At 72.4% G+C, this 21,971-nt stretch carries 22 protein-coding genes and 1 riboswitch; of the genes, 9 read left to right on the forward strand and 13 right to left on the reverse strand.

All coding sequences use genetic code 11. The features are described from left to right. Positions 1 to 291: 291 nt before the first annotated feature. Both OG782_RS34340 and OG782_RS34345 read left to right on the forward strand, forming a co-directional pair. Positions 292 to 1,134 carry a GNAT family N-acetyltransferase gene (locus tag OG782_RS34340; protein ID WP_406457798.1) on the forward strand — a complete coding sequence of 281 codons (843 nt, stop codon included), beginning with the start codon at positions 292 to 294 and terminating at the stop codon, positions 1,132 to 1,134. Then, positions 1,131 to 1,976, forward strand: coding sequence for a lysophospholipid acyltransferase family protein (locus OG782_RS34345; protein ID WP_406457800.1), 846 nt, complete (start codon positions 1,131 to 1,133; stop codon positions 1,974 to 1,976). Before OG782_RS34340 ends, OG782_RS34345 begins: the two co-directional genes overlap by 4 nt. Here the strand turns inward: OG782_RS34345 and egtD are convergent. From egtD to egtA, 4 genes are read right to left on the reverse strand one after another with little or no spacing between them, the layout of a single operon-like run. Beyond that, positions 1,919 to 2,881: an L-histidine N(alpha)-methyltransferase gene (gene egtD / locus OG782_RS34350; RefSeq protein WP_406457802.1), complete on the reverse strand. Its 963-nt coding sequence runs from the start codon at positions 2,879 to 2,881 to the stop codon at positions 1,919 to 1,921. The genes OG782_RS34345 and egtD overlap by 58 nt on opposite strands. Continuing rightward, positions 2,878 to 3,633, reverse strand: a complete 756-nt coding sequence (gene egtC / locus OG782_RS34355) for an ergothioneine biosynthesis protein EgtC (RefSeq protein ID WP_406457804.1) — start codon at positions 3,631 to 3,633, stop codon at positions 2,878 to 2,880. Before egtC ends, egtD begins: the two co-directional genes overlap by 4 nt. Then, positions 3,633 to 4,982, reverse strand: coding sequence for an ergothioneine biosynthesis protein EgtB (egtB, locus tag OG782_RS34360; protein ID WP_406457806.1), 1,350 nt, complete (start codon positions 4,980 to 4,982; stop codon positions 3,633 to 3,635). Before egtB ends, egtC begins: the two co-directional genes overlap by 1 nt. Beyond that, positions 4,979 to 6,295 carry an ergothioneine biosynthesis glutamate--cysteine ligase EgtA gene (gene egtA, locus OG782_RS34365; RefSeq protein ID WP_406457808.1) on the reverse strand — a complete coding sequence of 439 codons (1,317 nt, stop codon included), beginning with the start codon at positions 6,293 to 6,295 and terminating at the stop codon, positions 4,979 to 4,981. Before egtA ends, egtB begins: the two co-directional genes overlap by 4 nt. Positions 6,296 to 6,443: 148 nt before the next feature. On the opposite strand from egtA, the gene OG782_RS34370 reads away from it, so the two are divergent. Then, positions 6,444 to 7,286 carry a TIGR02452 family protein gene (locus OG782_RS34370; RefSeq protein WP_406457810.1) on the forward strand — a complete coding sequence of 281 codons (843 nt, stop codon included), beginning with the start codon at positions 6,444 to 6,446 and terminating at the stop codon, positions 7,284 to 7,286. A 116-nt stretch (positions 7,287 to 7,402) separates the two neighbouring features. Here the strand turns inward: OG782_RS34370 and OG782_RS34375 are convergent, their stop codons facing one another. From OG782_RS34375 to OG782_RS34385, 3 genes are all read right to left on the reverse strand, one after another. Further along, positions 7,403 to 7,870: a type II toxin-antitoxin system PemK/MazF family toxin gene (locus OG782_RS34375; protein ID WP_406457812.1), complete on the reverse strand. Its 468-nt coding sequence runs from the start codon at positions 7,868 to 7,870 to the stop codon at positions 7,403 to 7,405. 205 nt (positions 7,871 to 8,075) lie between these two features. Beyond that, positions 8,076 to 9,587, reverse strand: coding sequence for a flotillin family protein (locus tag OG782_RS34380; RefSeq protein WP_406457814.1), 1,512 nt, complete (start codon positions 9,585 to 9,587; stop codon positions 8,076 to 8,078). Between the two features lie 147 nt (positions 9,588 to 9,734). Next, on the reverse strand, positions 9,735 to 9,953 hold the full coding sequence (locus OG782_RS34385) for a hypothetical protein (RefSeq protein ID WP_406457816.1): 219 nt from the start codon (positions 9,951 to 9,953) through the stop codon (positions 9,735 to 9,737). Between the two features lie 49 nt (positions 9,954 to 10,002). Here OG782_RS34385 and OG782_RS34390 point away from each other — a divergent pair, with 49 nt between their 5' ends. Then, positions 10,003 to 11,025: a LacI family DNA-binding transcriptional regulator gene (locus OG782_RS34390; RefSeq protein ID WP_406457818.1), complete on the forward strand. Its 1,023-nt coding sequence runs from the start codon at positions 10,003 to 10,005 to the stop codon at positions 11,023 to 11,025. A 58-nt stretch (positions 11,026 to 11,083) separates the two neighbouring features. After that, the gene (locus OG782_RS34395; protein WP_406457820.1) at positions 11,084 to 11,647 is read left to right on the forward strand and encodes a hypothetical protein; all 564 of its coding nucleotides are present in this window, start codon (positions 11,084 to 11,086) and stop codon (positions 11,645 to 11,647) included. 102 nt (positions 11,648 to 11,749) lie between these two features. On the opposite strand, the gene trxA is transcribed toward OG782_RS34395, so the two are convergent. After that, positions 11,750 to 12,121: a thioredoxin gene (gene trxA / locus OG782_RS34400; protein WP_406457822.1), complete on the reverse strand. Its 372-nt coding sequence runs from the start codon at positions 12,119 to 12,121 to the stop codon at positions 11,750 to 11,752. 116 nt (positions 12,122 to 12,237) lie between these two features. Between trxA and OG782_RS34405 the strand changes: the two genes are divergently transcribed. Further along, positions 12,238 to 13,677: a dihydrolipoyl dehydrogenase family protein gene (locus tag OG782_RS34405; protein WP_406457824.1), complete on the forward strand. Its 1,440-nt coding sequence runs from the start codon at positions 12,238 to 12,240 to the stop codon at positions 13,675 to 13,677. Here the strand turns inward: OG782_RS34405 and OG782_RS34410 are convergent. After that, the gene (locus OG782_RS34410; RefSeq protein ID WP_406457826.1) at positions 13,634 to 14,173 is read right to left on the reverse strand and encodes a diadenosine tetraphosphate hydrolase; all 540 of its coding nucleotides are present in this window, start codon (positions 14,171 to 14,173) and stop codon (positions 13,634 to 13,636) included. The genes OG782_RS34405 and OG782_RS34410 overlap by 44 nt on opposite strands. Before the next feature lie 176 nt (positions 14,174 to 14,349). Continuing rightward, on the reverse strand, positions 14,350 to 14,919 hold the full coding sequence (locus OG782_RS34415; RefSeq protein ID WP_406457828.1) for a histidine phosphatase family protein: 570 nt from the start codon (positions 14,917 to 14,919) through the stop codon (positions 14,350 to 14,352). Between the two features lie 138 nt (positions 14,920 to 15,057). Beyond that, a riboswitch (adenosylcobalamin (AdoCbl) riboswitch) is annotated at positions 15,058 to 15,151 on the forward strand. A gap of 45 nt (positions 15,152 to 15,196) precedes the next feature. On the opposite strand from OG782_RS34415, the gene OG782_RS34420 reads away from it, so the two are divergent. Then, positions 15,197 to 15,412 (forward strand): CbtB-domain containing protein, encoded by a 216-nt coding sequence (locus tag OG782_RS34420; RefSeq protein ID WP_406457830.1) that lies wholly within the window; start codon positions 15,197 to 15,199, stop codon positions 15,410 to 15,412. A gap of 29 nt (positions 15,413 to 15,441) precedes the next feature. Next, positions 15,442 to 16,215: a CbtA family protein gene (locus tag OG782_RS34425; protein WP_406457832.1), complete on the forward strand. Its 774-nt coding sequence runs from the start codon at positions 15,442 to 15,444 to the stop codon at positions 16,213 to 16,215. 164 nt (positions 16,216 to 16,379) lie between these two features. Here the strand turns inward: OG782_RS34425 and OG782_RS34430 are convergent, their stop codons facing one another. Together OG782_RS34430 and OG782_RS34435 are read right to left on the reverse strand one after the other, a co-directional pair. Continuing rightward, a complete protein-coding gene (locus OG782_RS34430) occupies positions 16,380 to 16,889 on the reverse strand; it encodes a GNAT family N-acetyltransferase (RefSeq protein ID WP_406457834.1) in 510 nt (169 codons plus the stop codon). A gap of 148 nt (positions 16,890 to 17,037) precedes the next feature. Next, entirely contained in the window at positions 17,038 to 17,421 is a 384-nt protein-coding gene (locus OG782_RS34435) for a tetratricopeptide repeat protein (RefSeq protein ID WP_406457836.1), read from the reverse strand. Between the two features lie 143 nt (positions 17,422 to 17,564). Between OG782_RS34435 and OG782_RS34440 the strand changes: the two genes are divergently transcribed. Next, a complete protein-coding gene (locus OG782_RS34440) occupies positions 17,565 to 18,530 on the forward strand; it encodes a pirin family protein (RefSeq protein WP_406457838.1) in 966 nt (321 codons plus the stop codon). A gap of 154 nt (positions 18,531 to 18,684) precedes the next feature. Here OG782_RS34440 and OG782_RS34445 read toward each other — a convergent pair whose 3' ends face one another. Beyond that, entirely contained in the window at positions 18,685 to 21,783 is a 3,099-nt protein-coding gene (locus tag OG782_RS34445; protein WP_406457840.1) for a hypothetical protein, read from the reverse strand. Positions 21,784 to 21,971: the final 188 nt, after the last annotated feature.

Below are 21,971 nucleotides of genomic sequence, written 5' to 3' on the forward strand. Positions count from 1 at the left end.
GCCGGATCAACTGCGCGGCCCCGGCCGGCCAGGTGAGACCGAGGTACGCCGGAACACGTGGGCAGCTCCGGCCGGCCCGGTGAGGCGGGAGCAGGCCCCCGCGCACCTGCGGCCGGCCGGGTGAGGTGCGCCGGAACACCTGCGCACCTCGGGATTCAGCCGTCGCACATCCCGGCTCTCCATGGCGGTCACGTCGAATCCAGCCGGTGACGGAAGAAGTAAGGGGCCGGGCCGCCGCATCACCGCGGTGGCCCGGCAGCCGCCCTTGCCGACCCGTCCCCGGAGTCCGCCATGTCTGCGCTGCCCACCGCTCCCCTCACCGCTTCCCCCACCGCGCACCTCGCCGCCCCGACATCCGTGCCGGTGCCACAGACGGCCCGGTCCGCGCCCGCCGGCCCGCCGCGCTACCGCGTGTCGCTCGCGGTCGACCAGGACGGAATACGCGCCGCCCAGCGCCTGCGCCACCAGGTCTTCGCCGCCGAGTTCGGAGTCCGGCTCGACGGTCCCGAACCGGGTCTGGACAGCGATGCCTTCGACGCGTACTGCGACCACCTCCTGGTCCGGGAGACGGCCACCGGCGAGGTCGTCGCCACCTACCGGCTCCTTCCGCCCGAGCGGGCCCGGATCGCCGGACGTCTCTACGCCGAGAGCGAGTTCGACCTCACCCGCCTCGCTCCCATCCGCGACGACCTGGTCGAGGTCGGCCGCTCCTGCGTCCACCCGGCACACCGCGACGGCGCCGTCATCGCGCTGATCTGGGCCGGCCTCGCCCGCTACATGCAGCGCAGCGGGCACAACTGGCTGGCGGGCTGCTGCTCGATACCCCTCTCCGACGGCGGCACGACAGCCGCCCGGGCCTGGGAGACCGTACGGACGAAGCACCTGGCGCCCGATGACCGCTGGGTCACCCCGCACCGCCTCTGGCAGCCCAGCGCCCCCCTGCCCGGCGGCCCGGCAGTCCACACCGCGCTCCCGCCCCTGCTGCGGGGCTATCTGCGGCTCGGCGCCCAGGTCTGCGGGGCGCCCGCCCACGACCCCGACTTCAACGTCGCCGACCTGTACGTCCTTCTGTCGCTGCGCGACACCGACCCGCGCTACCTGCGCCACTTCCTCTCGCTGGCCCCCCAGCAATGAGCACCTGGCTGCCCGCCTCGCCCTGCACCCCACGCGCCTGCGCCGCACACGACGGCCCGGCCCGCCACCCGCTGCGGGCAGCGGCCCTGCTGCTCGCCGGCTGCGCCCTCACCCTCACCGGCGCGCTGGGCGCACCCCTCGTGCTGCTCCTCGGCAGGGAGGCCCGGGAGCGGCTGACCCGCCGCTGGGCGTACGGGGTGGTGCGGGCGTTCGGCGTACGCGTACGGGTCGTCGGCCGGCCGGCCGCGTCCTGCGGCGGGCCCGGGTCGCTCGTCGTCGCGAACCATGTCTCGTGGCTCGACATCCCCCTGGTGGCGGCCGTGTGCCCGGGCCGGATGCTGGCCAAGAGCGACATCAGGCACTGGCCGCTGCTGGGCCCGCTGGCCGCGCTCGGCGGCACCCTCTTCGTCGAGCGCGACCGGCTGCGCGCGCTGCCGGCGACCGTGCGCGCGGTGGCCTCGGCGCTGCGGGGCGGGTCGCGCGTCGTGGTCTTCCCGGAGGGCAGTACGTGGTGCGGCCGCGGGCCCGGCGGGCGGTTCCGGCCCGCGGCCTTCCAGGCGGCGATCGACGCCGGCGCCGGCGTCCAGCCGGTCCGCATCCGCTACCTCGGCGCAACGGCGGAGCGCCGAGCCCCGGCAGGCGCCGCCGCGTTCGTCGGCGACGACCCACTGGCCGCCTCGCTGTGGCGGGTGGTGCGGGCGGCCGGGCTGACCGCCGAGATCCACATCCTGGCGCCGATCCCGGCAGGCAGCCTCGCGGGCCGCCGCGCGCTGGCCCGGCTGGCTCAGTCCACTGTGGCGAGCGAAAGCGCGAACCGGTCCGCGGAATCGGTCCACCACTGAGTCAGCCGCAAGCCCGCATCGGCGAGTTCGCGCTCCACACCGGCCTTGCGGAACTTCGCGGACACCTCCGTCCGCAGTTCCTCACCGGCCTCGAACGGCACGACCAGGTCCAGTTCCGGAATCTTCACCGTCAGCGCCCGGCGGGCCCGCAGCCGCATCTCGATCCACTCCTGGTGCGGATTCCACCGGGCCACGTGCTCGAAGTCGTCCGGCGCGAAGTCCGCACCCAGCTCCCGGTCGACGACCGACAGCACGTTCCGGTTGAACGCCGCGGTCACCCCGGCCGCGTCGTCGTACGCCGCGACCAGTACGTCCTGGTCCTTGACGAGGTCCGTCCCGAGCAGCAGCGCGTCACCGGGCATCAGGAGGGAGCGCACCGACTTCAGGAACACGGCCCGCTCCTGCGGCAGCAGATTGCCGATGGTGCCGCCCAGGAACGCGACCAGTCGCGGACCCGGAGTGCCGGGCAGCGAGAGCCCGGCGGTGAAGTCGGCGATCAGGGCGTGCACGGACAGGTCGGGCCGCTCCTCCAGCAGCGCCCCGGCCGCGCCGCGCAGCGCGCTCTCGCTGACATCGACGGGTACGTAGCTGTGCAGCTCCGGCAGCGCGTCCAGCAGGTGCCGGGTCTTCTCCGAGGAGCCCGAGCCCAGCTCGATCAGGGTCCTGGCACCGGACGCGGCGGCGATCTCGGCGGCCCGGCCGATCAGGATCTCCCGCTCGGCGCGCGTCGGGTAGTACTCGGGCAGGCGGGTGATCTCCTCGAACAGTTCACTGCCGCGGGCGTCGTAGAACCACTTGGGCGGCAGCGTCTTGGGGTGCCGGGTCAGACCGTGCAGCACATCGGCGCGCAGCGCCGCGTCCGTCGCGTCCACCGGCAGGGTGCGGGTCAGCAGAAAGGGACTCACGGGGTGGGCTCCTTGAGCGGGGTCAGCAGGACATCGGCGCGGCTCGCGGTGAGCAGGGTGCGGTCGGGGACCTCGCGCCAGCGCGGATCGTCGTCGTACGGCTCCGAGGCGACGACCGTGTGGCGGCCGGGCTCGGTCAGGTGCCACAGGGTGTCGCCCCAGGCCGTCGCCACGATCGTGTCGCCGTCGGTGAGCAGCAGATTGAGCCGGGATCCGGGTGCCGCCTCGGCGACCTCCCGCACGGTGTCCGCGACCGCCTGCGGGAGTGCGTCGCCCGCGGTCAGCCGGTGCTGCACGAGGGCCCAGACCAGGGCGGAGTCGCAGCGGGCCGTGAGCCTCAGCAGATTGGCCGGGGGCAGGGTGGCCGCCAGCGGCGCCGCCGATCCGGGCCAGCCCTTCACCGCGCCGTTGTGGCTGAACAGTACGCCGCCCCCGCTGAAGGGCGCGGCCGCGGCCTCGCCGTCCGGGTCCGCCTCGGTGGCGTCCCGGACCGCGGCGAGCAGGGCGCGGCTGCGTACCACCCTGGCCAGATCGGCGAAGGTCTGGTCGCCCCAGACGGGGCCCTGGCGGCGGTACCGGCCCGGCACCGGGTCCCCGTCCGCGTACCAGCCGACCCCGAAACCGTCCGCGTTGACGGTCCCGAACCGCTGCCTGCGCGGCTCCCAGGACTGCCGGACGAGCGAGTGCACCGGCTGCGTCAGCACCTCGCCCAGGGCCACCGGTGGCCCCAGGTAGGCGATATGACGGCACATCAGAGATCCCTCGCGGTGCGGAATCCCGAGAAGATCTGCCGCCGGACCGGGAGGTCCCAGTTGCGGAACGTGCCCCGGCAGGCCACCGCGTCCACCGCGAAGGAACCGCCGCGCAGCACCTTGTGGTCCGGCCCGAAGAACACCTGCGAGTACTCGCGGTACGGGAACGGAGCGAAGCCCGGATAGGGCAGGAAATCGCTCGACGTCCACTCCCACACATCGCCGATCAGCTGGCCGGCGCCGGACGGCGACCGCCCTGCGGCGTACGCCCCCGCGGGCGCGGGCCGCAGATGGCGCTGTCCCAGATTGGCCCGCTCCGGTGTCGGATCCTCGTCGCCCCACGGATAGCGGCGGGAGCGCCCGGACCCGGGATCGTGGCGGGCCGCCTTCTCCCACTCCGCCTCGGTGGGCAGCCTGCGGCCGGCCCAGCGGGCGTACGCGTCCGCCTCGTACCAGCTCACGTGCAGCACCGGCTCGTCGGCCGGCACCGGCTCGGTCACGCCGAAGCGGCGGCGCAGCCACTGTCCGGCGTCGCGGTGCCAGAACAGGGGCGCCGTCAGCTCGTGCTCACGGACCATCGCCCATCCCTGGGGCGCCCACCAGCGCTGCTCGCCGTATCCGCCGTCCTCGATGAACGCCCGGTAGGCGCCACAGGTGACCGGGGCGGTGTCGATGTGGAATCCGGGCACCTCACGGCGGTGCGCGGGACGTTCGTTGTCGAGGGCCCACGGCTCGGTGGAGGTGCCCATGGTGAACGGGCCGCCGGGCACCAGGACCTCGGCCGGCAGGGCGGCCGCGTCGGTGGGCCGCGGCGGTTGCGGCGCCGTCAGGGCCGCTGGGCCCGACCGGAGCTGATGGGTGATCAGCATGGTTTCGTCATGCTGCTGTTCGTGCTGGGCGATCATTCCGAAGGCGAAGCCGGACCGGACCAGCGGACGGTCGCCGAGCGTGGTGGAATCCAGCACGTCCAGGGCCCTGCCGCGCACCTCCGACGCGTACGACCGGGCCTCGGCCGGCGCCAGCAGCGGCAGGGACGGGCGGGTGGCGCGGGGGTGCTCGAAGGCGTCGTACAGGCCGTCGATCTCGGGGCGCATCGCCGCCCGTCCGGCGACCCCGCGCAGCAGCCAGAGTTCCTCCTGGTTGCCGATGTGGGCGAGGTCCCACACCAGGGGCGACATCAACGGCGAGTGCTGAGCGGTGAGTTCGTGGTCGTCCACACTGTCGGTGAGGAGCGTGGTGCGCTCGCGGGCGGTCAGCAGTGCGGCGAGCGCGCGCTCCCGGGTCGCCTCGTCGTCCCGGCCGTCCGGACTCTGTGTTCCGAACGGCGAAGGAGCGGGGGAGTCGGTCATGAGAGGGTCCCCTTCGGGTGGTGCGGACCGTGCGCCCGATCCGTCGTGAACAGTGCGCGCAGATCGTCGGCCGGGCACCGGCCCCGGGCGACATAGCGGTCGTGGAAGTCCGCCACCTTGTCCTGCACGGCCCGCGTCGCACCCATCCGGGGCAGTGCCTCCAGCGCGAGTACGAAGCAGGCGGCCGCCACCGCCCGCAGTTCCGGATCGGTCAGGCCGTCGCGGGCTGCCCCGACCCAGAGCGGATTGCGCGGAGCGGCCAGCGCGCCCGCGGTCTCGGCCAGCGGTTTGACGGTGCGGTACACGGTCTCGGCGGCCTCCGGGTCGTCGAACAGCGCGGTGGTGACGGCGAGCGGCACGAGCCAGCCGTCGTCGCCGGACTGCGCGTCGATCATGCGCAGCTCCAGATGCCCGCGCGGCCGCACCGGCGGGAAGAGCGTCGTGATGTGGTACTCGAGATCGTCCCGGCCGGGCCGTCGCGGTATCCCGGAGCGGATCCACTCACGGAAGGTGAGCCCCTCCGGTACGGCCCACGGCCCCTCGTCGCCCCGGATGCACAGCACGGGCGTGTCCAGGACGTGCGAGGCCCAGGCCTCGCGGGGCGGCAGCTGACCGGCGGGGGCCAGCGTGCGCAGGGGATCGAGGTCCGCCCACAGGGACTGCCGCGTCGACCGCCACGGCGTCGGCCGGCCCAGCCGGAACGGCGAGTTGGCGAACACCGCCACCAGGACCGCCCCGAGCAGATGGGCCAGCTGCCAGCGCCGTCCGTAACCCAGCGGCCCCGGCTCCTCCTCTCCGGCGTCCAGACAGACCTGGACGGACGCGGTCGTGCACATCATGGCGCGGCCGGCGGGTCCGGACCGGTCGAGCGCGATCTCCATGGCGTCGTAGCGGGGCTCGTGCAGGAGCCGGCGCGGCGGATTCCAGGGATCGACACCGAGCCCGGCCGGAGCGAGGTCCAGCCGGCCGAGTGCGTCACGTACGGCCAGGAGATCGGCGGCGGTGTCGTTGATGCACGCCATGAGGGAATCGGCGGGGCGCGAGCTGAGTTCCAGCTGGCCGCCGGGTTCGAAGGTGAGCGCCGCACTCAGGGGCAGCGCCCGGACGGCCGCAGCGGCCGCTTCGAGACGGTGGTGCGAAACAGGAAGGCGGGGTCGGTCGCGATCGTGAAGGAGCCACTCGAGCTCGACCCCCACGACGCCGGGCGGTCCTGTCTTGAAGCAGATGCCTCGCAGTAGATCCTCCGCCTCGCCCTCGCCGAGGGGCGGGACAAGCGTGGGCGGACCATGGTCGCCAGGTGTGTCGGGTGACATGCCGGGCCTCCTTATTCCGGTGCGTCCGTCCTAGCCAAACCGCTGTCGGGGGATCGCACAAGGGTGCCCCTGTGCGGCGGAAACTCGGTTGCGTGTTTGCCGCGGGAGCGTTGACCATGCCCCGTATGCACCATAAGGGGGAGGCCGGGTGAGCGCCCGGCTGCGCGGAATCGCGCGAGAGACCGAATCCATCGTCGAGGCGGGCGGCTACCGCACCGTGCAGGGGCGCGAGGTCAGCATCGAACGTGCGCTGACCGCCGCCCTCTCGGGCACCAGGCTGTACGGCCCCGGGCCGGTGCCCGTCGCGGCGCTGGACCGCGACCGTACGCCGCGGATCGAGGTCACCGGCGAGAGCAGCCTGCGGGCGGCCGCCCGGCTGACCGGGGAGGGGACGGGCAAGGTCGCCGTCCTGAGCTACGCCTCCGCGCGCAATCCCGGCGGCGGCTACCTCAACGGGGCACAGGCGCAGGAGGAGGCCCTGTGCCGGGGCTCCGCGCTGTACGCCACCCTGCTGCGGGCCCCCGAGTACTACGCCCACCACCGGGCGGAACGCAGCGCCTTCTACACCGACCGGGTCATCCACTCACCGGGCGTCCCGGTCTTCCGCGACGACCGGGGCCGGCTGCTCGACACCCCGTACACGGCGGGATTCCTCACATCGCCGGCCCCCAACGCCGGGGTGATCCGTGACCGGACCCCGGAGTCGGCGCACCGTATCCGTCCCGCGCTCGCCGCCCGCGCCGAACGGGTGCTGGAGGTCGCGGCGGTGCGCGGATACCGACGGCTGGTGCTGGGCGCCTGGGGGTGCGGGGTGTTCCGCAACGACCCCGGCGAGGTGGCGGGCGTGTTCCGCGCGCTGCTCACCGGTGACGGCCGCTTCGCGGGCCACTTCGAGCAGATCGTCTTCGGCATTCTCAGCCGCGATGACGATTCGCCCACCAGGGCCGCATTCGATCAGGCGTTCGCTCGCCGGGGTCAACTCTCACCCTGACGTTGAGCCATAGGCTTCGACGTCGTACGCGGTGGCCGGTCTGCGCCGTTCGGGTCGCCGGCCCGCCACGGCGGCACGGGAACACCCGTGCGGCCGTGACGGGCCGGCGCGGCCGTTCACTTCCAGCCGTAGCGTTCCCGCAGCCGCACCACGACCAGGGCGAACCTCTCCGGGTCCAGCGCGCACGCCTCACGCCGCATCCCGTCCTCGTGCACCCGCAGCACCCGGTCCAGGTCGACCCAGGACGGGCGGCCGGAACTGTCCCAGGGACCCGCCCCCAGAGCCACCCACTCCCGGTCCTGGTCGTGCTGCTTGCTGGAGAGCTGCACGGCGAGGAGCGTGCCGGCCGCCTCGCGCGCCACCACCAGCACGGGACGGTCCTTGCCACGCCCGTCGTTCTCCTCGAACGGCACCCAGGTCCAGACGATCTCGCCCGGATCGGGGTCGCCGTCCCGGTCGGGGGCGTACGAGGTGCGAACCGGGCCCACATCGTGCGGGTCGGCCTGGGAGGTGGCGGTGGGACCGGTGCGGCCGGGGAAGTCGGCCGAGCCGTCCTTGCTGTCGGTGCGGTGCTGGATGGTCATCGCAACACCGTAGGACCTCCGCGGCCTCCCGCGTGGAGCGGGTCTCCCGAACCGGCCGCGCCTGCCGGGGCGGGAGCCTCCGCGTCAGCGGGCGATGTGTGCGAACGAGCACGGCCGCCCGCCGGCGCGGTAACCGTGACAGCGGCCGGTGCGCACCCCGGTCAGGGGCATGCACCGGCCACCACGACGGTTCCCGCCCCACCGGTCAGGAGCGGCTGTCCTCCTGACCGTCCGTCACCGTGATCCGCGTCGAGCGGGGCGGCTCGGGTGCGGCGGGTACCTTGCCGTTGACCCGCGGTGCGGCCTCCTGCGGCTCGTCCCGGCTCATCGTGGTCAGGAGCTGGCGGGCCAGGCCCAGCCCGGTGCCCCCCATCGTCAGAGCCTTCGCGAACATCTCCGACATGCCATCGGCCCCGTTCAGCAGCACCATGTGGTCCACACTGCTGAACGCCCCCGCACCCGCCTCGACGATCTCCGGCCACTTCTCGGCCAGCTGCTGGGCGACGACCGCTTCCTGATTCTCCGCCAGCGCGGCCGCCCTGGCCTTGATCGCCTCGGCCTCGGCCAGACCCTTGGCCCGGGTGGACTCCGCCAGCGCCAGCCCCTTCGCCTGCGCCGCCGCGGCCTCCGCCTCGCCGGTCGCCCGGGTCGCCTTCGCGGCCGCGGCGCCGCGCGCCTCGGTGGCCTGCGCCTCCGCGAGCGCCGCCGTCTTGACCCGGTTGGCTTCCGCGATCGCGGCGAGTTCGGTCTCCTTGGCCTTCGCCTCGGCGGCCGAGATCCGGGCATCGCGCTCACCCTCGGCGAGCGTGCGCTTCTCGTATGCCTGCGCGTCCGCCGGCTTGCGGACGTCCACCTGGAGCTGCTGCTCGCGCCGCTGCGCCTCCAGCTCGGCGACCCGGGTCTCCTGGACCACGACCTCCTGCCGGGCCGCCGCGTCGGCCAGCGGACCGGCCTGACGCGAGCTGGCAGCCGCCTTGTCCCGCTCGGCCTGGTACCCGGCCTGCAGGATCTCGCTGTCCCGCGTCGCCTCCGACATCCGGGCCGCGGCCTGCTGTTCCGCCTCGGTGGCCCGCCGGTTGGCCTCGGCCTGCGCGATACGGGCATCGCGCTGTACGGCGGCCGCGTGCGGCATGGCGAGATTCTTGATGTAGCCGGTCGGGTCCTCGATCTCGTGGATCTGCAACGAGTCGACGATCAGGCCGAGCTTCTCCATCTCGGTGCCGCAGGCGGCGCGCGTCTGGCCGGTGAGCTTCTCCCGGTCCCTGATCATGTCCTCGACCGTCAACCCGCCCACGATCGAACGGAGATGACCGGCGAACACGTTGTGCACCCGCTCCGACATCATCTTCTGCTGGTCCAGGAACCGGCGTGCGGCATTGGCGATGGAGACGAAGTCGTCCCCCACCTTGAAGATGACAACGCCCCTCACCCTCAGGGGAATCCCCTGATGAGTGACGCAATCGACCGAAAGCTCGGTCTCGTTGAGATCCAGCGACATCTTCCGCACCGCCTGCACACCGGGCATGACGAGCGTTCCGTGCCCGGTGACGATACGGAAACCCATCCCCTGCCCGAGACCCTCGGTCCGGTGCTTGGAGCCCGAGATGACCAGAGCCTCATTGGGCTCGGCCACCCGCCACATGAGCTTGAAGATTCCGATCAACACGATGATTGCGGCGAGTGCGAGACCCGCCGTGACGCCGATGACCATCGGCATGCGCCCCCTTGTCGCAGCGCCCCGCCGGCGCCGCTGATCGGGGGGAGTCTTCTCCTGGCGGAGGCGGTGGAGAAGACGTGTGCGAAACCTTGCCGCATTCTTGACCCCAGGGGCGCGCGGGCCCAGCGCGGGCGCCGTGCGGGAACCTCAACTTCCGTACGCCGGGGCCACATACACCGTCCGCGGTGGCAGATACTCGATCACTGTGACCACCGTTCCGGGCTCGATGCGCTCCCGGGCCGACGCCGGATAGGCGAGGAAGTGCTCGGCCCCGCCACGGATCCGGACGATCACCTCGCCGACCAGGCCCGGGCCCACCGTTCCGGTCACCCGGCCGATCAACCCCACCATCGCACCGTCATCCATGCCCCGGAGCGTACCCACGCCGCACAGGTCTGGAAGACTGCCCGACGCCATGAGTCAGTTACCCGAGCAGTCCGTCGAAGGCCCCGTCCCGACCAGCGCCGACGTGGCGCGACTCGCCGGGGTGTCCAGGGCCACCGTGTCCTACGTACTCAACAACAACGCGGATGTACGGATCAGCGATCCGACCCGGCGCCGGGTGCGGGAGGCGGCGGCCGAACTCGGTTACGTACCCCACGCGGCGGCCCGGAGCCTGCGAGCAGGACACTCCCGCATGGTGCTGCTGCCCACCGGAAACTTCCCGGCCGGCCCCCTGCACCTCCGATTCCTGCGGGAGCTGGAGACGGGGCTGCGGCGCCTGGACTACACAGTCGTCCAGTACGGCTCCCTCGGACTCGACGCCGATGACGCCGCCCGTGCCTGGGCCGAGCTCCGGCCCGTCGCCGTCATCGTGCCGGGTTCCGTTCCCCTCGCCCCTCAGGGCATAGCGGTGCTCCGGCGCTCCGGCGCCAAGGCGGTGATCACCCTCGGACCGCATCCGGTGCCGGGGGCCCACGCGCTGATCATGGACCAGCGGGAGGTCGGCGCCTGCGCCGTCCGCCATCTGCTGGAGCGCGGCCGGCGCCGCATCGGCGTCGTGATGCCCGAGGAACCCGGCCCGGCCCTGTTCGCCGCCCCGAGGCTCGCCGGTGCCCGGCAGGCCGCCACGGCCGGCGGCGCCCGGATCGAGGCGCTGCCACTGAGCTACGACGAGGAATCGGCCGCCGCGCTCGCCGCCCGGTGGCGCTCGCTCGCCCTGGACGCCGTCTTCGCCCACGACGACAGCTACGCGATGCTCGTGATGCGGGCACTGCAGGACGCGGGCATCGAGGTACCCGCCCAGGCCGCCGTGGTGGGCGCGGACGACTCCATGCTCGGCCGGCTGCTGCGCCCACGGCTCAGCAGCGTCCGGATGGAGCTGGCGACGGTCCAGCCGCTGGCCGATCTCGTGGACCGACTGGTGCGCCGCCCCAGGACGGAACCCGAGCGGCACGACCTGCTGAGAGCCCGGGCCGTCCACCGGGAGTCCAGCTGAGCCCGCGCGTCAGCGCGGCAACATGCGCGGCGGACACCCCTTGCCTAGCGTCATGACCATGAGTCATCCGCAGAGGTACGAGATCCTGCTGGTCCCCGCATTCACCGACCACAGGGGCGAAGAGGGCAAGGCCGCCGAAGACAAAGGCACCGAGAGCGCCGAAGACGAGGGCACCGAGAGCGAGGACTCCGGGGACGAGGGCGCGAACGAGAACGGCTCCGGGAACACGGACTCCGCTCCTGAGGTGTCCGCTGCTCAGGAGGCGTCCGCCGACGTCCCCCGTACGGGGGCCTCACCGGCCGCCCGGGTCCACGGCAACGCCATCCGTTCGGCGGTCGTGGCCGCGACCGGGGAGATGGGCGAGACGGGCTACCCCCGGTACTCCGGTGAGGGGATGGTGGCCGACATCGACCCCGCGACACACACCGTCGAGGCGCTGCTGATCGACGGCTCGGAACTCGACTACGGGCTCTCGGTCCGGATCTCGGAAACAGACGCGGAATCAGGCGCGGAGACGAACGCGGAGTCGGACGCGGGGACCAGCAACGCGGTACCCGGCGCGGATACCGGCAACGCGGAATCCGGCACGGAGACAGACCCGGAGCCGAACGCGAACGGCTGAGGACGCCGCGTCACCACTCCCCGGACGGCTGCCGCCATCGCACGAACCGGCCGGGGCCCGGCCATCACCGGCCGGGCCCGGCCGTCGTGCTGCAAGCGTCGCCTACTTCTGATCCTTCTGCTGGTCCTCGACGGACTTGCGGACCTCGTCCATGTCCAGCTTCCTGGCCTGGCCGATGACGTCCTCCAGCGCCGCCTCCGGAAGCGCGCCGGGCTGGGAGAAGACCGCCACGTTGTCCCGGACGATCATCAGCGTCGGGATCGACCGGATCTCGAACGCCGCCGCCAGCTCCTGCTGCGCCTCCGTGTCGACCTTGGCGAAGACCAGGTCCGCGTGACGCTCGGACGCCGATTCGTAGACCGGCGCGAACTGCCGGCACGGGCCACACCAGGAAGCCCAGAAGTCGATCAGGACGAACTCGTTCTCACTGACGACCTGATCGAAGTTTTCCTTGGTGAGCTCTACGGTGCTCATGCTCTGCTACCTCTTCCTGTGCCCGTTCGGACGTGTCCGGGACAACGGTGCCTGGCCTTGCGCTATTCCGCCTGCCCATGTGGCCCCCGCCCACACCCCCGGTCAAGATGGAGCCCATGACACATGTTGTGGAGCCTGTCGTGTACGACGTCGTGGTCATCGGGGCGGGTCCCGTCGGTGAGAACGTGGCGGACCGCGCCCGGGCCGCCGGGCTGAGCACCGCGATCGTGGAGTCGGAGCTCATCGGCGGAGAGTGCTCGTACTGGGCGTGCATGCCCAGCAAGGCCCTGCTGCGCCCGGTCGTGGCCCGCGCCGACGCCCGACGTGTCCCGGGCCTCGCCGGAGCCGTCCAGGGGCCGCTGGACACCGCAGCCGTCCTCGCCCACCGCGACGCGTACGCCTCCCACTGGAAGGACGACGGACAGGTCGCCTGGCTGGAGGGCATCGGCGCGGACATCTACCGCGGCCACGGCCGGCTGACCGGCACGAAAGCGGTCGCCGTCACGGCGCCCGACGGCACGGAGCACCGGCTCACCGCCCGGCACGCCGTCGCCGTGTGCACGGGAAGCCGGGCCGTGGTCCCCGGTCTGCCGGGTATCGACGGCGCCCGCCCCTGGACCAGCCGGGAGGCGACCAGCGCCAAGGAGGTCCCCGGGCGCCTCGCCGTCGTCGGCGGGGGAGTGGTCGGCGTCGAGATGGCCACGGTGTGGGGCGGCCTGGGCGCCGAGATCACCATGCTGGTCCGCGGCAAGGGACTGCTGCCCCGGATGGAGCCGTTCGCCGGTGAGCTGGTCGCCGAGGCGCTGACCGAGGCGGGAGCCGATATCCGTACCGGCGTCTCGGTCACCTCGGTACGGCGCGGCGACCCGGACGGACCGGTCACCGTGGAGCTCGACAACGGCGAACGCGTCGAGGCGGACGAGGTCCTCTTCGCCACCGGCCGTGCCCCGCGCACCGACGACCTGGGCCTGGAGACGGTCGGCCTGAAGCCGGGCTCCTGGCTCACCGTCGACGACAGCTGCCGGGTCGAGGGCACGACATGGCTCTACGCCGTCGGCGACGTGAACCACCGCGCGCTCCTGACCCACCAGGGCAAGTACCAGGCCCGCATCTCCGGGGCCGCGATCGCCGCCCGCGCCCAGGGTGTACCGCTCCGGGAGGACGACCGCTGGGGCCCCTACGCAGCGACTGCCGATCATGCGGCCGTCCCCCAGGTCGTCTTCACGGACCCGGAGGCAGCCTCGGTAGGCCTCACCCTCGCCGAGGCGGAACGGGCCGGCCACCGGGTCCGGGCCGTCGACCACGACCTCGGGGCAGTGGCGGGTGCCGGCCTGTACGCGGACGGCTACCGGGGCCGGGCCCGCATGGTCGTCGACCTCGACCGGGAGATCCTGCTGGGTGTCACCTTCGTGGGCCCCGGGATCGGTGAACTGCTGCACTCGGCGACCGTCGCGGTCGCGGGCGAGGTACCCCTCGACCGGCTCTGGCACGCGGTCCCGGCCTACCCGACGATCAGCGAGATCTGGCTCCGGCTGCTGGAGACGTACCGGGGTTAGGCACCGCCGCCGGTGCTGTGACCGGAATTGCATTCCGGTCCAGCTCTTCCCCGATCGCCTCGCGCAGCGAGTCGTGCTGCGGACCGAGTGAGTACCGCTGGTCGGTCCACCTGTCGTGGGGATAGAGCCATACCGGCCTTCGCACCAAGTCGGCCGGCTCCCAGTCGAACCGGGGCCATACGTGCGCATGCAGGAACCCGTCGGTATTGCCCAGGATCTCCAGATTGACCCGCCGGAAGGCCGCATCCATGCGACGGGACGCTCGCTCGACTGCTTCTCCGAGTTGATCCATGTCGGACAGGAAGGCCAGCCGCTTTTCCACGGGCAGGTCCGACAGTCTTTCCACCTCGGGATCGTCCACCAGGAGCACTGAGTAGCCCGGGAGGAACTGCACATCGCCGATAGCCGCGAACCCCGCGTTCAAGCGCCGCAGGACTGCGGGGTTCTCGCCTCGCAGGGCACTACCGATCCGGTCCGTCCGCCAGTCATCAACCATGGCCGGAACCTACCCGGTTGCCCTCACCACCCCGCCTGACGATGCCGGGGAAATCACCTGCGACCGGCAGCTGCTCGGTCCGCAAAGGCGGTACGAGCAGGATCCAGTCCCCACCTCGACGAGGAGCCCGACGCGCACCGGGGCTTCTCCGGCTTCTCCCCCGCTCCGTCCGCGGCTCAGGCGGCCGCTTCCGCCGTGAGCGGCCGGCCGCAGCGCAGGTTCCACCGCCCCGACCTGCCACTGAACTCCGTCAGGGTCAGCGGGGCCACATCGAGACGCCAGAATGCCTGCGGCGGCAGGGCCAGCGCCTGAACGAGCGCGGCCCGCACCACGGCAGGCTCGACCACCGCCAGTACCCGCCCCGCGTCACTGTCGTGCAGCGAGTCGAGCCAGGTGCCCGCTCGGGCACACAGGTCAAGCAGCGATTCTCCGCCGTGCGGCGTGGCTGACGGATCGGCCAGCCACGCAGCCACCTCGTCCGGCTCGCGCGCAGCCACCTCCTCCAGCCGTGCGCCGGTCCACCGGCCCAACTCCCAGTCACCGAGGGCGTTGTCGGCAGTCGACCGGAGCCCCAGTGCGTCGGCCGTCAGGGCGCAGCGTCCGGAGGGCCCGTGCAGAATCAGGTCCGCGTCAGGTACCGCCTCCGCCGCGGCCCGGGCCTGCCGGAGCCCGGACTCGTCGAGCGGGGCATCACCCGCGAACCGGGCCTCGCGCAACGCGGCGTTCATCGCCGGTGAGATCAACATCACCCGTACCGTCAAGACCGCTCTCAACTCCCTGAACTGTGGCCACTTGGCCAAGCACACCATGGCATCCGGGGCCCGCGGCCCCCTCGGCGGCACCATGGCGGCGTCCGCGTCCAGGCGGTATGGTCGCGACGACATGACGAGGGTGTGACGGAAGTCCGGTGAGAATCCGGCACGGTCGCGCCACTGTGAACCCGTACCTGTGCGGGAAGTCAGACCCAGCACCTTCGTCTCAGGCACCACGATCGGGACGCGTGTTCCCACAGGAGGTTCTGCCATGGCACAGACTGCTGCCCCCGCCACCGGCGCACCCGCCATCACCCCCATCTCGCTGAAGGCCATTGCCCCTTGGGCGGTCCTCTTCGGCATCGTCATGCTGATCCTGCTCTACTTCGTCGGCGCCGAGCAGGGCGCCACCGCGCTCATCTCCGGCGAAGGCGTGCACGAGTGGGTCCACGACGGGCGCCACCTGCTCGGTTTCCCCTGCCACTGATCCATCCGGCTGATCCAGGGGAATCCCTCATGAACTCCATATCTGTCAGAGCCCTGCTGGTCCGCGGCATGCTGGCCGGCCTCGTCGCGGGTGCGCTCGCGCTGCTCGTCGCCTATTTCCTCGGTGAGTCCCGGGTGGACGCGGCCATCGCCCTCGAAGAGGCGCACAGCCACGACCACGGCGGCGGCGAGGAACTCGTCAGCCGTACCATGCAGTCCACGGCCGGCCTGGCCACCGGTGTGCTCGTCTTCGGCGTGGCCATCGGCGGCATCGCCGCACTCGTCTTCTGCTACGCCCTCGGCCGGATGGGCCGGTTCGGCCCGCGGGCCACGGCTGCGCTGATCTCGGGGGCGGCCCTGCTGGCCGTGTACATCGTGCCGTTCCTGAAGTACCCGGCCAATCCGCCGGCTGTCGGCAACCCCGACACGATCGGCCAACGCACCGCGCTGTTCTTCCTGATGGTGGCCCTGAGCGTGCTGCTGGCCGTGGCCGCCGTCATCCTCGGCAAGCGGCTGGCCCCTCGCCTCGGCCACTGGAACGCGACGATCGCCGCGGCGGCAGGCTATGTGCTGCTGATCGGCCTCTCCTATGCGTTCCTGCCGTCGTTCAACGAGGTCGGAAAGGACTTCCCGGCCACCCTGCTGTGGCAGTTCCGGCTGGCCACGCTCGCGGTCCAGGTAACGCTCTGGACCACCTTCGGTCTGCTCTTCGGCTATCTCACCGAACGACTGCTGGTGCCGAGGCCCGCCGCGGTCACCGCCGGGAACGGAGAGGTGAAGCGGGCCGCCACCGCCGTGGGCTGACCCCCGCCCCACCGGCCGGCCGATTCCGCACCGGCCGGTGCGGAATCGCGGCGCGGACAGGTGCGTATGGTGCGGCGCGGTCACGTGGCGCCGCGCCGGGCGAGTGCGCAACGGCAGAGCCCGCCGGGAGGCCCCCGGCGGGCTCTGCCGCGTACCGTCTCCGGTCACTGCTGCCCGGTGGAGCCGTCCCAGTCGATCCGGTAGTGCTTCAGCTGCGCGTCCTCGTCGACGAGGTGCATGCCGGCTGCGGTCATCACACGTTGAGAGGCGATGTTGTCGAGGTCCGTGTCCCCGTGCACGCAGACGACGCCGCGGTCCCGGGCGAAGTGGAGCAGCGCGCGAAGTGCCTCGGACGCGTACCCCATGCCGCGGGCCGAAGGCGCGAGCCCGTAGCCGATCGTGACGTGCCCCTGCGCGTCGGGCGCCCCGTGGAAACCCATCCCGCCTATGACCAGCCCGTCTTCGCGGCGCGCTATCTCGTACGAACCGAACGGGCTCGGGTCTCCGATGTCCGCGCAGGCCCCGAGGAATCGGGTGGCCGCCGCCCGGTCACCGGGGGAGGGGTACCCGGGAGCCCAGGACGCCCCGTTCGCGGGCGCGCCCGCGATGATCTGCTCGGCGTCGGCGACGCCCATCGGGCGCAGGAGCAGACGGGTGGTTCGAAGTGCATTCATGGTCGAGTGGAGTATCACGGGGCGCCGACGGACCGCACCCGGATATCCGGGTGCGGCCCGTCGGAGAGGCCGGCTGCACGCCGCCACGGGGCTGTTGCCTGCACGCCCCCACGGGGCTGCCGGCTGCGCGCCGCCACCGGGCCGTTGGTTACGCGCTGCCACCGGGGACGGCGGCCCGGACACCGCTGCCGGGGCCGAAGTCGCCGGACAGCGCGGCCGCCATCCGCAGCTGCGTGCCCGCCTCGGCCCGACGGCCCTGCCGCTCCAGCGTGCGGCCGAGCATCAGCCGCGCATAGTGCTCCACGGGGTCGCGCTCCAGTACCGCCCGCAGTTCCGCCTCGGCCCGGCCGAGCCGCGCCGAGTGGTAGTAGGCCCGGGCGAGCAGCAGCCGCGGTGCGACCTGCTCCGGGACCTCCTCGACGAGCCCGCCCAGAATCCGGGCCGCGGTCGTGTACTCCTTCGACTCGAAGAAGAACTGAGCGCGCTCCCAGCGCTCTGCGGCGGTACCGAACTCGTAGTACGTGTCGCTCATGTGACCTCCTCGGTCGAGGGTGCCCGCCGGGCCGGTCCCGTGCGCGTCCAAGGGCCACAACACCCAGAGGTAGTTTAACATTCCACTAAATATTCGGCGTGGGTGCCGCACGCCCGGACTCGCACAGGAATAGGTTGAGCGCCATGAGCAATCTCGATCGCCAGGCTGTGCCCTCCGTCTGCGGAGGGCGGGGCTTCGTCGTCGCCGAACCGGTACGTGAACTCCTCACCCCGCGCCGGGTCCGGCTCGGCGAGTCCACCGAGGTCCGCAGACTGCTGCCCAACCTGGGCCGTCGCATGGTCGGGGCCTGGGCCTTCGTCGACCATTACGGCCCCGACGACATCGCCGACGAACCCGGGATGCAGGTGCCACCCCACCCCCACATGGGCCTGCAGACGGTCAGCTGGCTGCACGAGGGGGAGGTCCTGCACCGCGACAGCCTCGGCAGCCTTCAGACGGTGCGCCCGCGCGAACTCGGGCTGATGACCTCGGGCCGCGCGATCAGCCACTCCGAGGAGAGCCCCAAGCCGCATGCCGCGCTGCTGCACGGCGCCCAGCTCTGGGTCGCGCTCCCCGGTGCCCACCGCGATGTCGAACCGCACTTCCAGCACCACACCGACCTGCCGACCGTCACCGCCCCCGGCCTCACGGCCACGGTGATCCTCGGCGAACTGGACGGAGCCACCTCGCCCGGCACCGCCTACACCCCGATCGTCGGTGCCGACCTCGCCCTGAGCCGGGGCGCCGAGGCGCGGCTCCCGCTGGACCCCGACTTCGAGTACGCCGTGCTGTCGATGTCCGGCGCGGCGGAGGTCGACGGCGTCCCCGTCGAGGCCGGCTCGATGCTCTACCTCGGCTGCGGCCGCGCCGAACTCCCTCTGCGTGCGGAGTCCGACGCGGGTCTGATGCTTCTGGGTGGTGAACCCTTCGAGGAGGAGATCGTCATGTGGTGGAACTTCGTGGCCAGGAACCAGGACGAGATCACTCAGGCGCGGGAGGACTGGATGAACGGTGGCCGGTTCGGCACTGTACGTGGCTATGACGGTGCACCGATCCCTGCCCCAGCATTGCCCCCGGTGCCCTTGAAGCCCAGGGGGCGCGTGCGCTGAGCTGCGGGTTCTTACGGGTTCTTGGCTTTCGAGGCGTACTCGACCATGCCTGCGTCGCACTGTGGGCGGGGGAGGTCTGGAGGCGACTGAGAGTGCCTCAGGAGAAGGTCTCCTGCTGGACCGGCGTCCCCACTCCGCGTACCCCGCCCCATGCTCAGGCCGGCGAGCCGAACCCGCACAGGACACCGTCCTGGCCCGGCTCACCCGGAGCGGCCACCGTGCCGTCGAGCCGCAGGCCGTACTCCATGAGGCCGCGCAGTCCCGGCGCGGCCTCCGGTTCCTGGTCGGCCAGGTACAGCAGGGCGCGCGTGGCGCTGCCGCTGCCCGCGACGGCGCGGCGGCACAACTCATCGACGTGGCCGCTTTCCGCGAGATGGTTGACCACTTCCGCGTCCGCGTAGTAGTCACCCGCCGCCGCTCGGTCCGCCAGTTCGGCGAGACGGCCGGCCTTGCCCAGCAGATCGGCGAGCCGCCGGGCGTCGTACTTGCCCAGGGGCCTGGTCTCCTCGCGGAGCAGCGCCAGCAACTCCACGTCCCTGCCATGTCGTTCGAGCAGGCTGACCAGCCGCCTCCTGCCGTCGTCCTCGCCCGCGGCCATGGCGTGGCGCCAGAGGGCGATGGCCTCGTCCACGCGGCCGCTCTGCTCCAGGTGATCGGACAGGTACGAGCGGGCAGGCAGATCACCGAGGGCCGCGCGCTCCTCGATCTCGGCGATCCGTCCCTGCTCGGCGAGGGTGAGCGCCACCCGATCCTGGGCACGCCAGTTCCCCGTTTCCGCGCGGGCGGTCAGCTCGTCCCACCGGCCGGCGTCCACGAGCATCGACGCAACGACGGTGTCGAGGTCGTCGTTGTGGCCGTGGTCACGCTCGAAAGCGAGCGCGACGTCAAGCGCCGCCTCCACCATGCCCAGTTCCTCGTACAGGTGCATCTCGGCCCACGGTCCGTACGGCGAGGGCTTCCAGGCCGCGCAGACGGCCGACGCGTGGGCGACAATCCCCGGGTTCTCGGCGGCGTGTTCCCGCCAGTGGCTGGTCAGGAAGCGCCTGGCGGCCTCCGAGCCGTCGACCGCCATGTCCTCCAGTTCGTCGAGGCGGCTCGCCGCGACGAGCAGGTCCACGCGTAGTTGCTCGCAGGTGAAGTCGTCGGGGTTCTCGGCCGACCAGGCCCGCAGCACGCGTTCGGCCTCGGCGGCGCTGTTCGCCGTGCCGTCGTCGAGGAGCAGGGCGACGAGATTGTCCCGTACGCCGGAGTCCCGGCCGGCGCCCTCCCGCAGTAGGGCGAGTGCCTCGTCCCGCCGGCCGGCCGTCAGCAGCGCCTCGGCGGCGTTCCGCGCGGCCTCCCCGTCGCCGCCCGTCGCTAGGCGCGTCCAAACGGCGATCGCCTCGTCGTGGCGCCCGGCGGATGCCAACGCGTCCGCGAGGGCGTCGGCGGCCTGTTCGTGGGCGTCGGCGTACGGCGACAGCAGTGCGATCTGTGTCTCGTGGTCATCCTGCACCAGGTCCCGCTGGACGTGCGTGATGAGCTGGCTGACCGCCTCCGGGTTCCCCTCGGCGGCCAGCGACTCCAGCGCCGCGAGGTACTCGGCCGTGCGGCCACGGGTCCGCAGCAACCGCGCCCGGTGCAGGACTCCTTCGGCTCCGGCGGCGGCGTAGAAGCTGTCGGCGAGTTCGTACAGCAGACGCCATTGTGCGCTCCAGCCGATGCGTACCAGGTCATGGCTGTCGGATGTGGCCAGGAGTGCGCGCCAGGCGCTGTCCGGCACGGCCTCGAAGTCCCGCCTGCGGGTACCGACATGGAGCAGGTGGTCGGCGAGGGTGTAGCCGACGACGCTGCCGGGTTCGCTGCCGGCCCGGGGCGAGAGGGCTGCCGTTGCGCCGTCAACGGGTGCCGTGGCGTACCGCAGGCCGCTGTCCCACCAGGTGCCGGTGGCACGTGCCCAGGAGGCCGAGTCGAGGTATCCGGGGGCAGCGGCACGCAAGAAGGCGGGGGTGATGAGCTCCGGGGCACCGAGCCGGCGGGCGTCGACGGAGGCGGTGATCAGGGCGCGGCCGTATGCGTTGCCGTGGCGCCAGCGCCGTTCCAGAATGGGGGCGCCCGCGAGGGTCTGCACGACGCCGAAGTCCGCGACCTGCATCGCGGCGGCGATCCGCGGGTCCTTGTCGGCGATCTCCTGGGACCGTTCGCGTTCGCTGTTGCTGAACTCCGCGGCGACGTCAACGGTGACCGCGAGGGCGAGGATGTCGCGCGCCGCGGGCGCGGCGGATCGGGTGTCGTGTTCGGAGTCGGCTCCGCCCGGATCGCTGTGGCGGTCGTACTGGTCGGGCCACAGGGCCCCGACGACGATCGTGGGGGTACGGGGGTCGAGGAGCTGTACCAGGGTGGGGGCGGTCAGGGCGGGGTGCGCGCAGAGGAAACGGTCGAGGTCGTCGAGCCAGAGGATCAGACCGGGCGCGGTGGGCAGGGGCGCCGTACTGGTCACCCGTGCCAGTTCCTGGAGTTCGGCCACGTCCTGCGGGCGCAGCAGCCACCAGTCGGAGAGCTCGTCGCGTACGGCTTCGTGGGCCGAGCGGCTCTTTCCGGCGGACGGCTCCCCGACGAGTAGGAGCATGCCGCCCGCCGCCTTCATTCCCCGCAGCGTGCGGCGCAGCGCGCGGTCGTGGTCGCGCGGGATGTAGAGGGGCAGGTCGCCCGGGGCGCCGGGGACCTCGATGGCGGGCTTGACGCCGAGGTGCCGCGGGTTCCAGGCCTCGACGGGGCGCGAGCGGGGGAGGGGTGGCGACTGCGGGAGCCGGGCCGCGGGCGCGGCGTCCCGCACCGCGTGCACGGGGAGCAGGCCGGTGGCCGGGGCAGCGGGGTCGGCGGTGGCACCGCGGGAGAGGGCGGCTCTGGCCTGGGCGCGCAGGACCGCGTGGCCGACGGCATCGGCCCTGCGGCCGGCCTCCGCACGATGGACTCGCGCCCACCCCTCCTCGTCGAGGAGGCGTGCGGCCGCGTCGTCGTCGAGGATCCCGAGCGGGAGCGCGATGGTCCGCAGGGCCCGTACGACGACCTTGAGCTTGGCGACGTCCTGGGGGAATCGCTCCCCGCGCAGCCAGTCGCTCACCGTGGTCGGCGAGACCTTGGCCTGCCGCGCGAGGAGGCGATAGGGGGCGACGTCCGCCAGATGCTCCGCGTGGAACGCGCCCAGAGCCCTGATCCGCGTCGTGAAGTCCTCCTCGCCGCAGCCCTGTTGTGCTGCCCGGATCTCCTCCACCGCCCTTGTCCCGACTGTCGTGTGCGTCCCGCGTATCCGGCGTGGTGTCCAGGACGTTCCTGGACATGGCGAAGCGTACGTCCCGGACATGGGGTTTTGCCGTCCGTGTGTCCAACCCGTGGGCGGAAGGCAGCGGGACAGGTGCCTGGACGCGGACCGTGTCGGCATCCGCCTCCGCCGCCCGGCGT

Origin of the sequence: Streptomyces sp. NBC_00876 (assembly GCF_045207435.1) — a bacterium.
Taxonomy (GTDB): domain Bacteria; phylum Actinomycetota; class Actinomycetes; order Streptomycetales; family Streptomycetaceae; genus Streptomyces.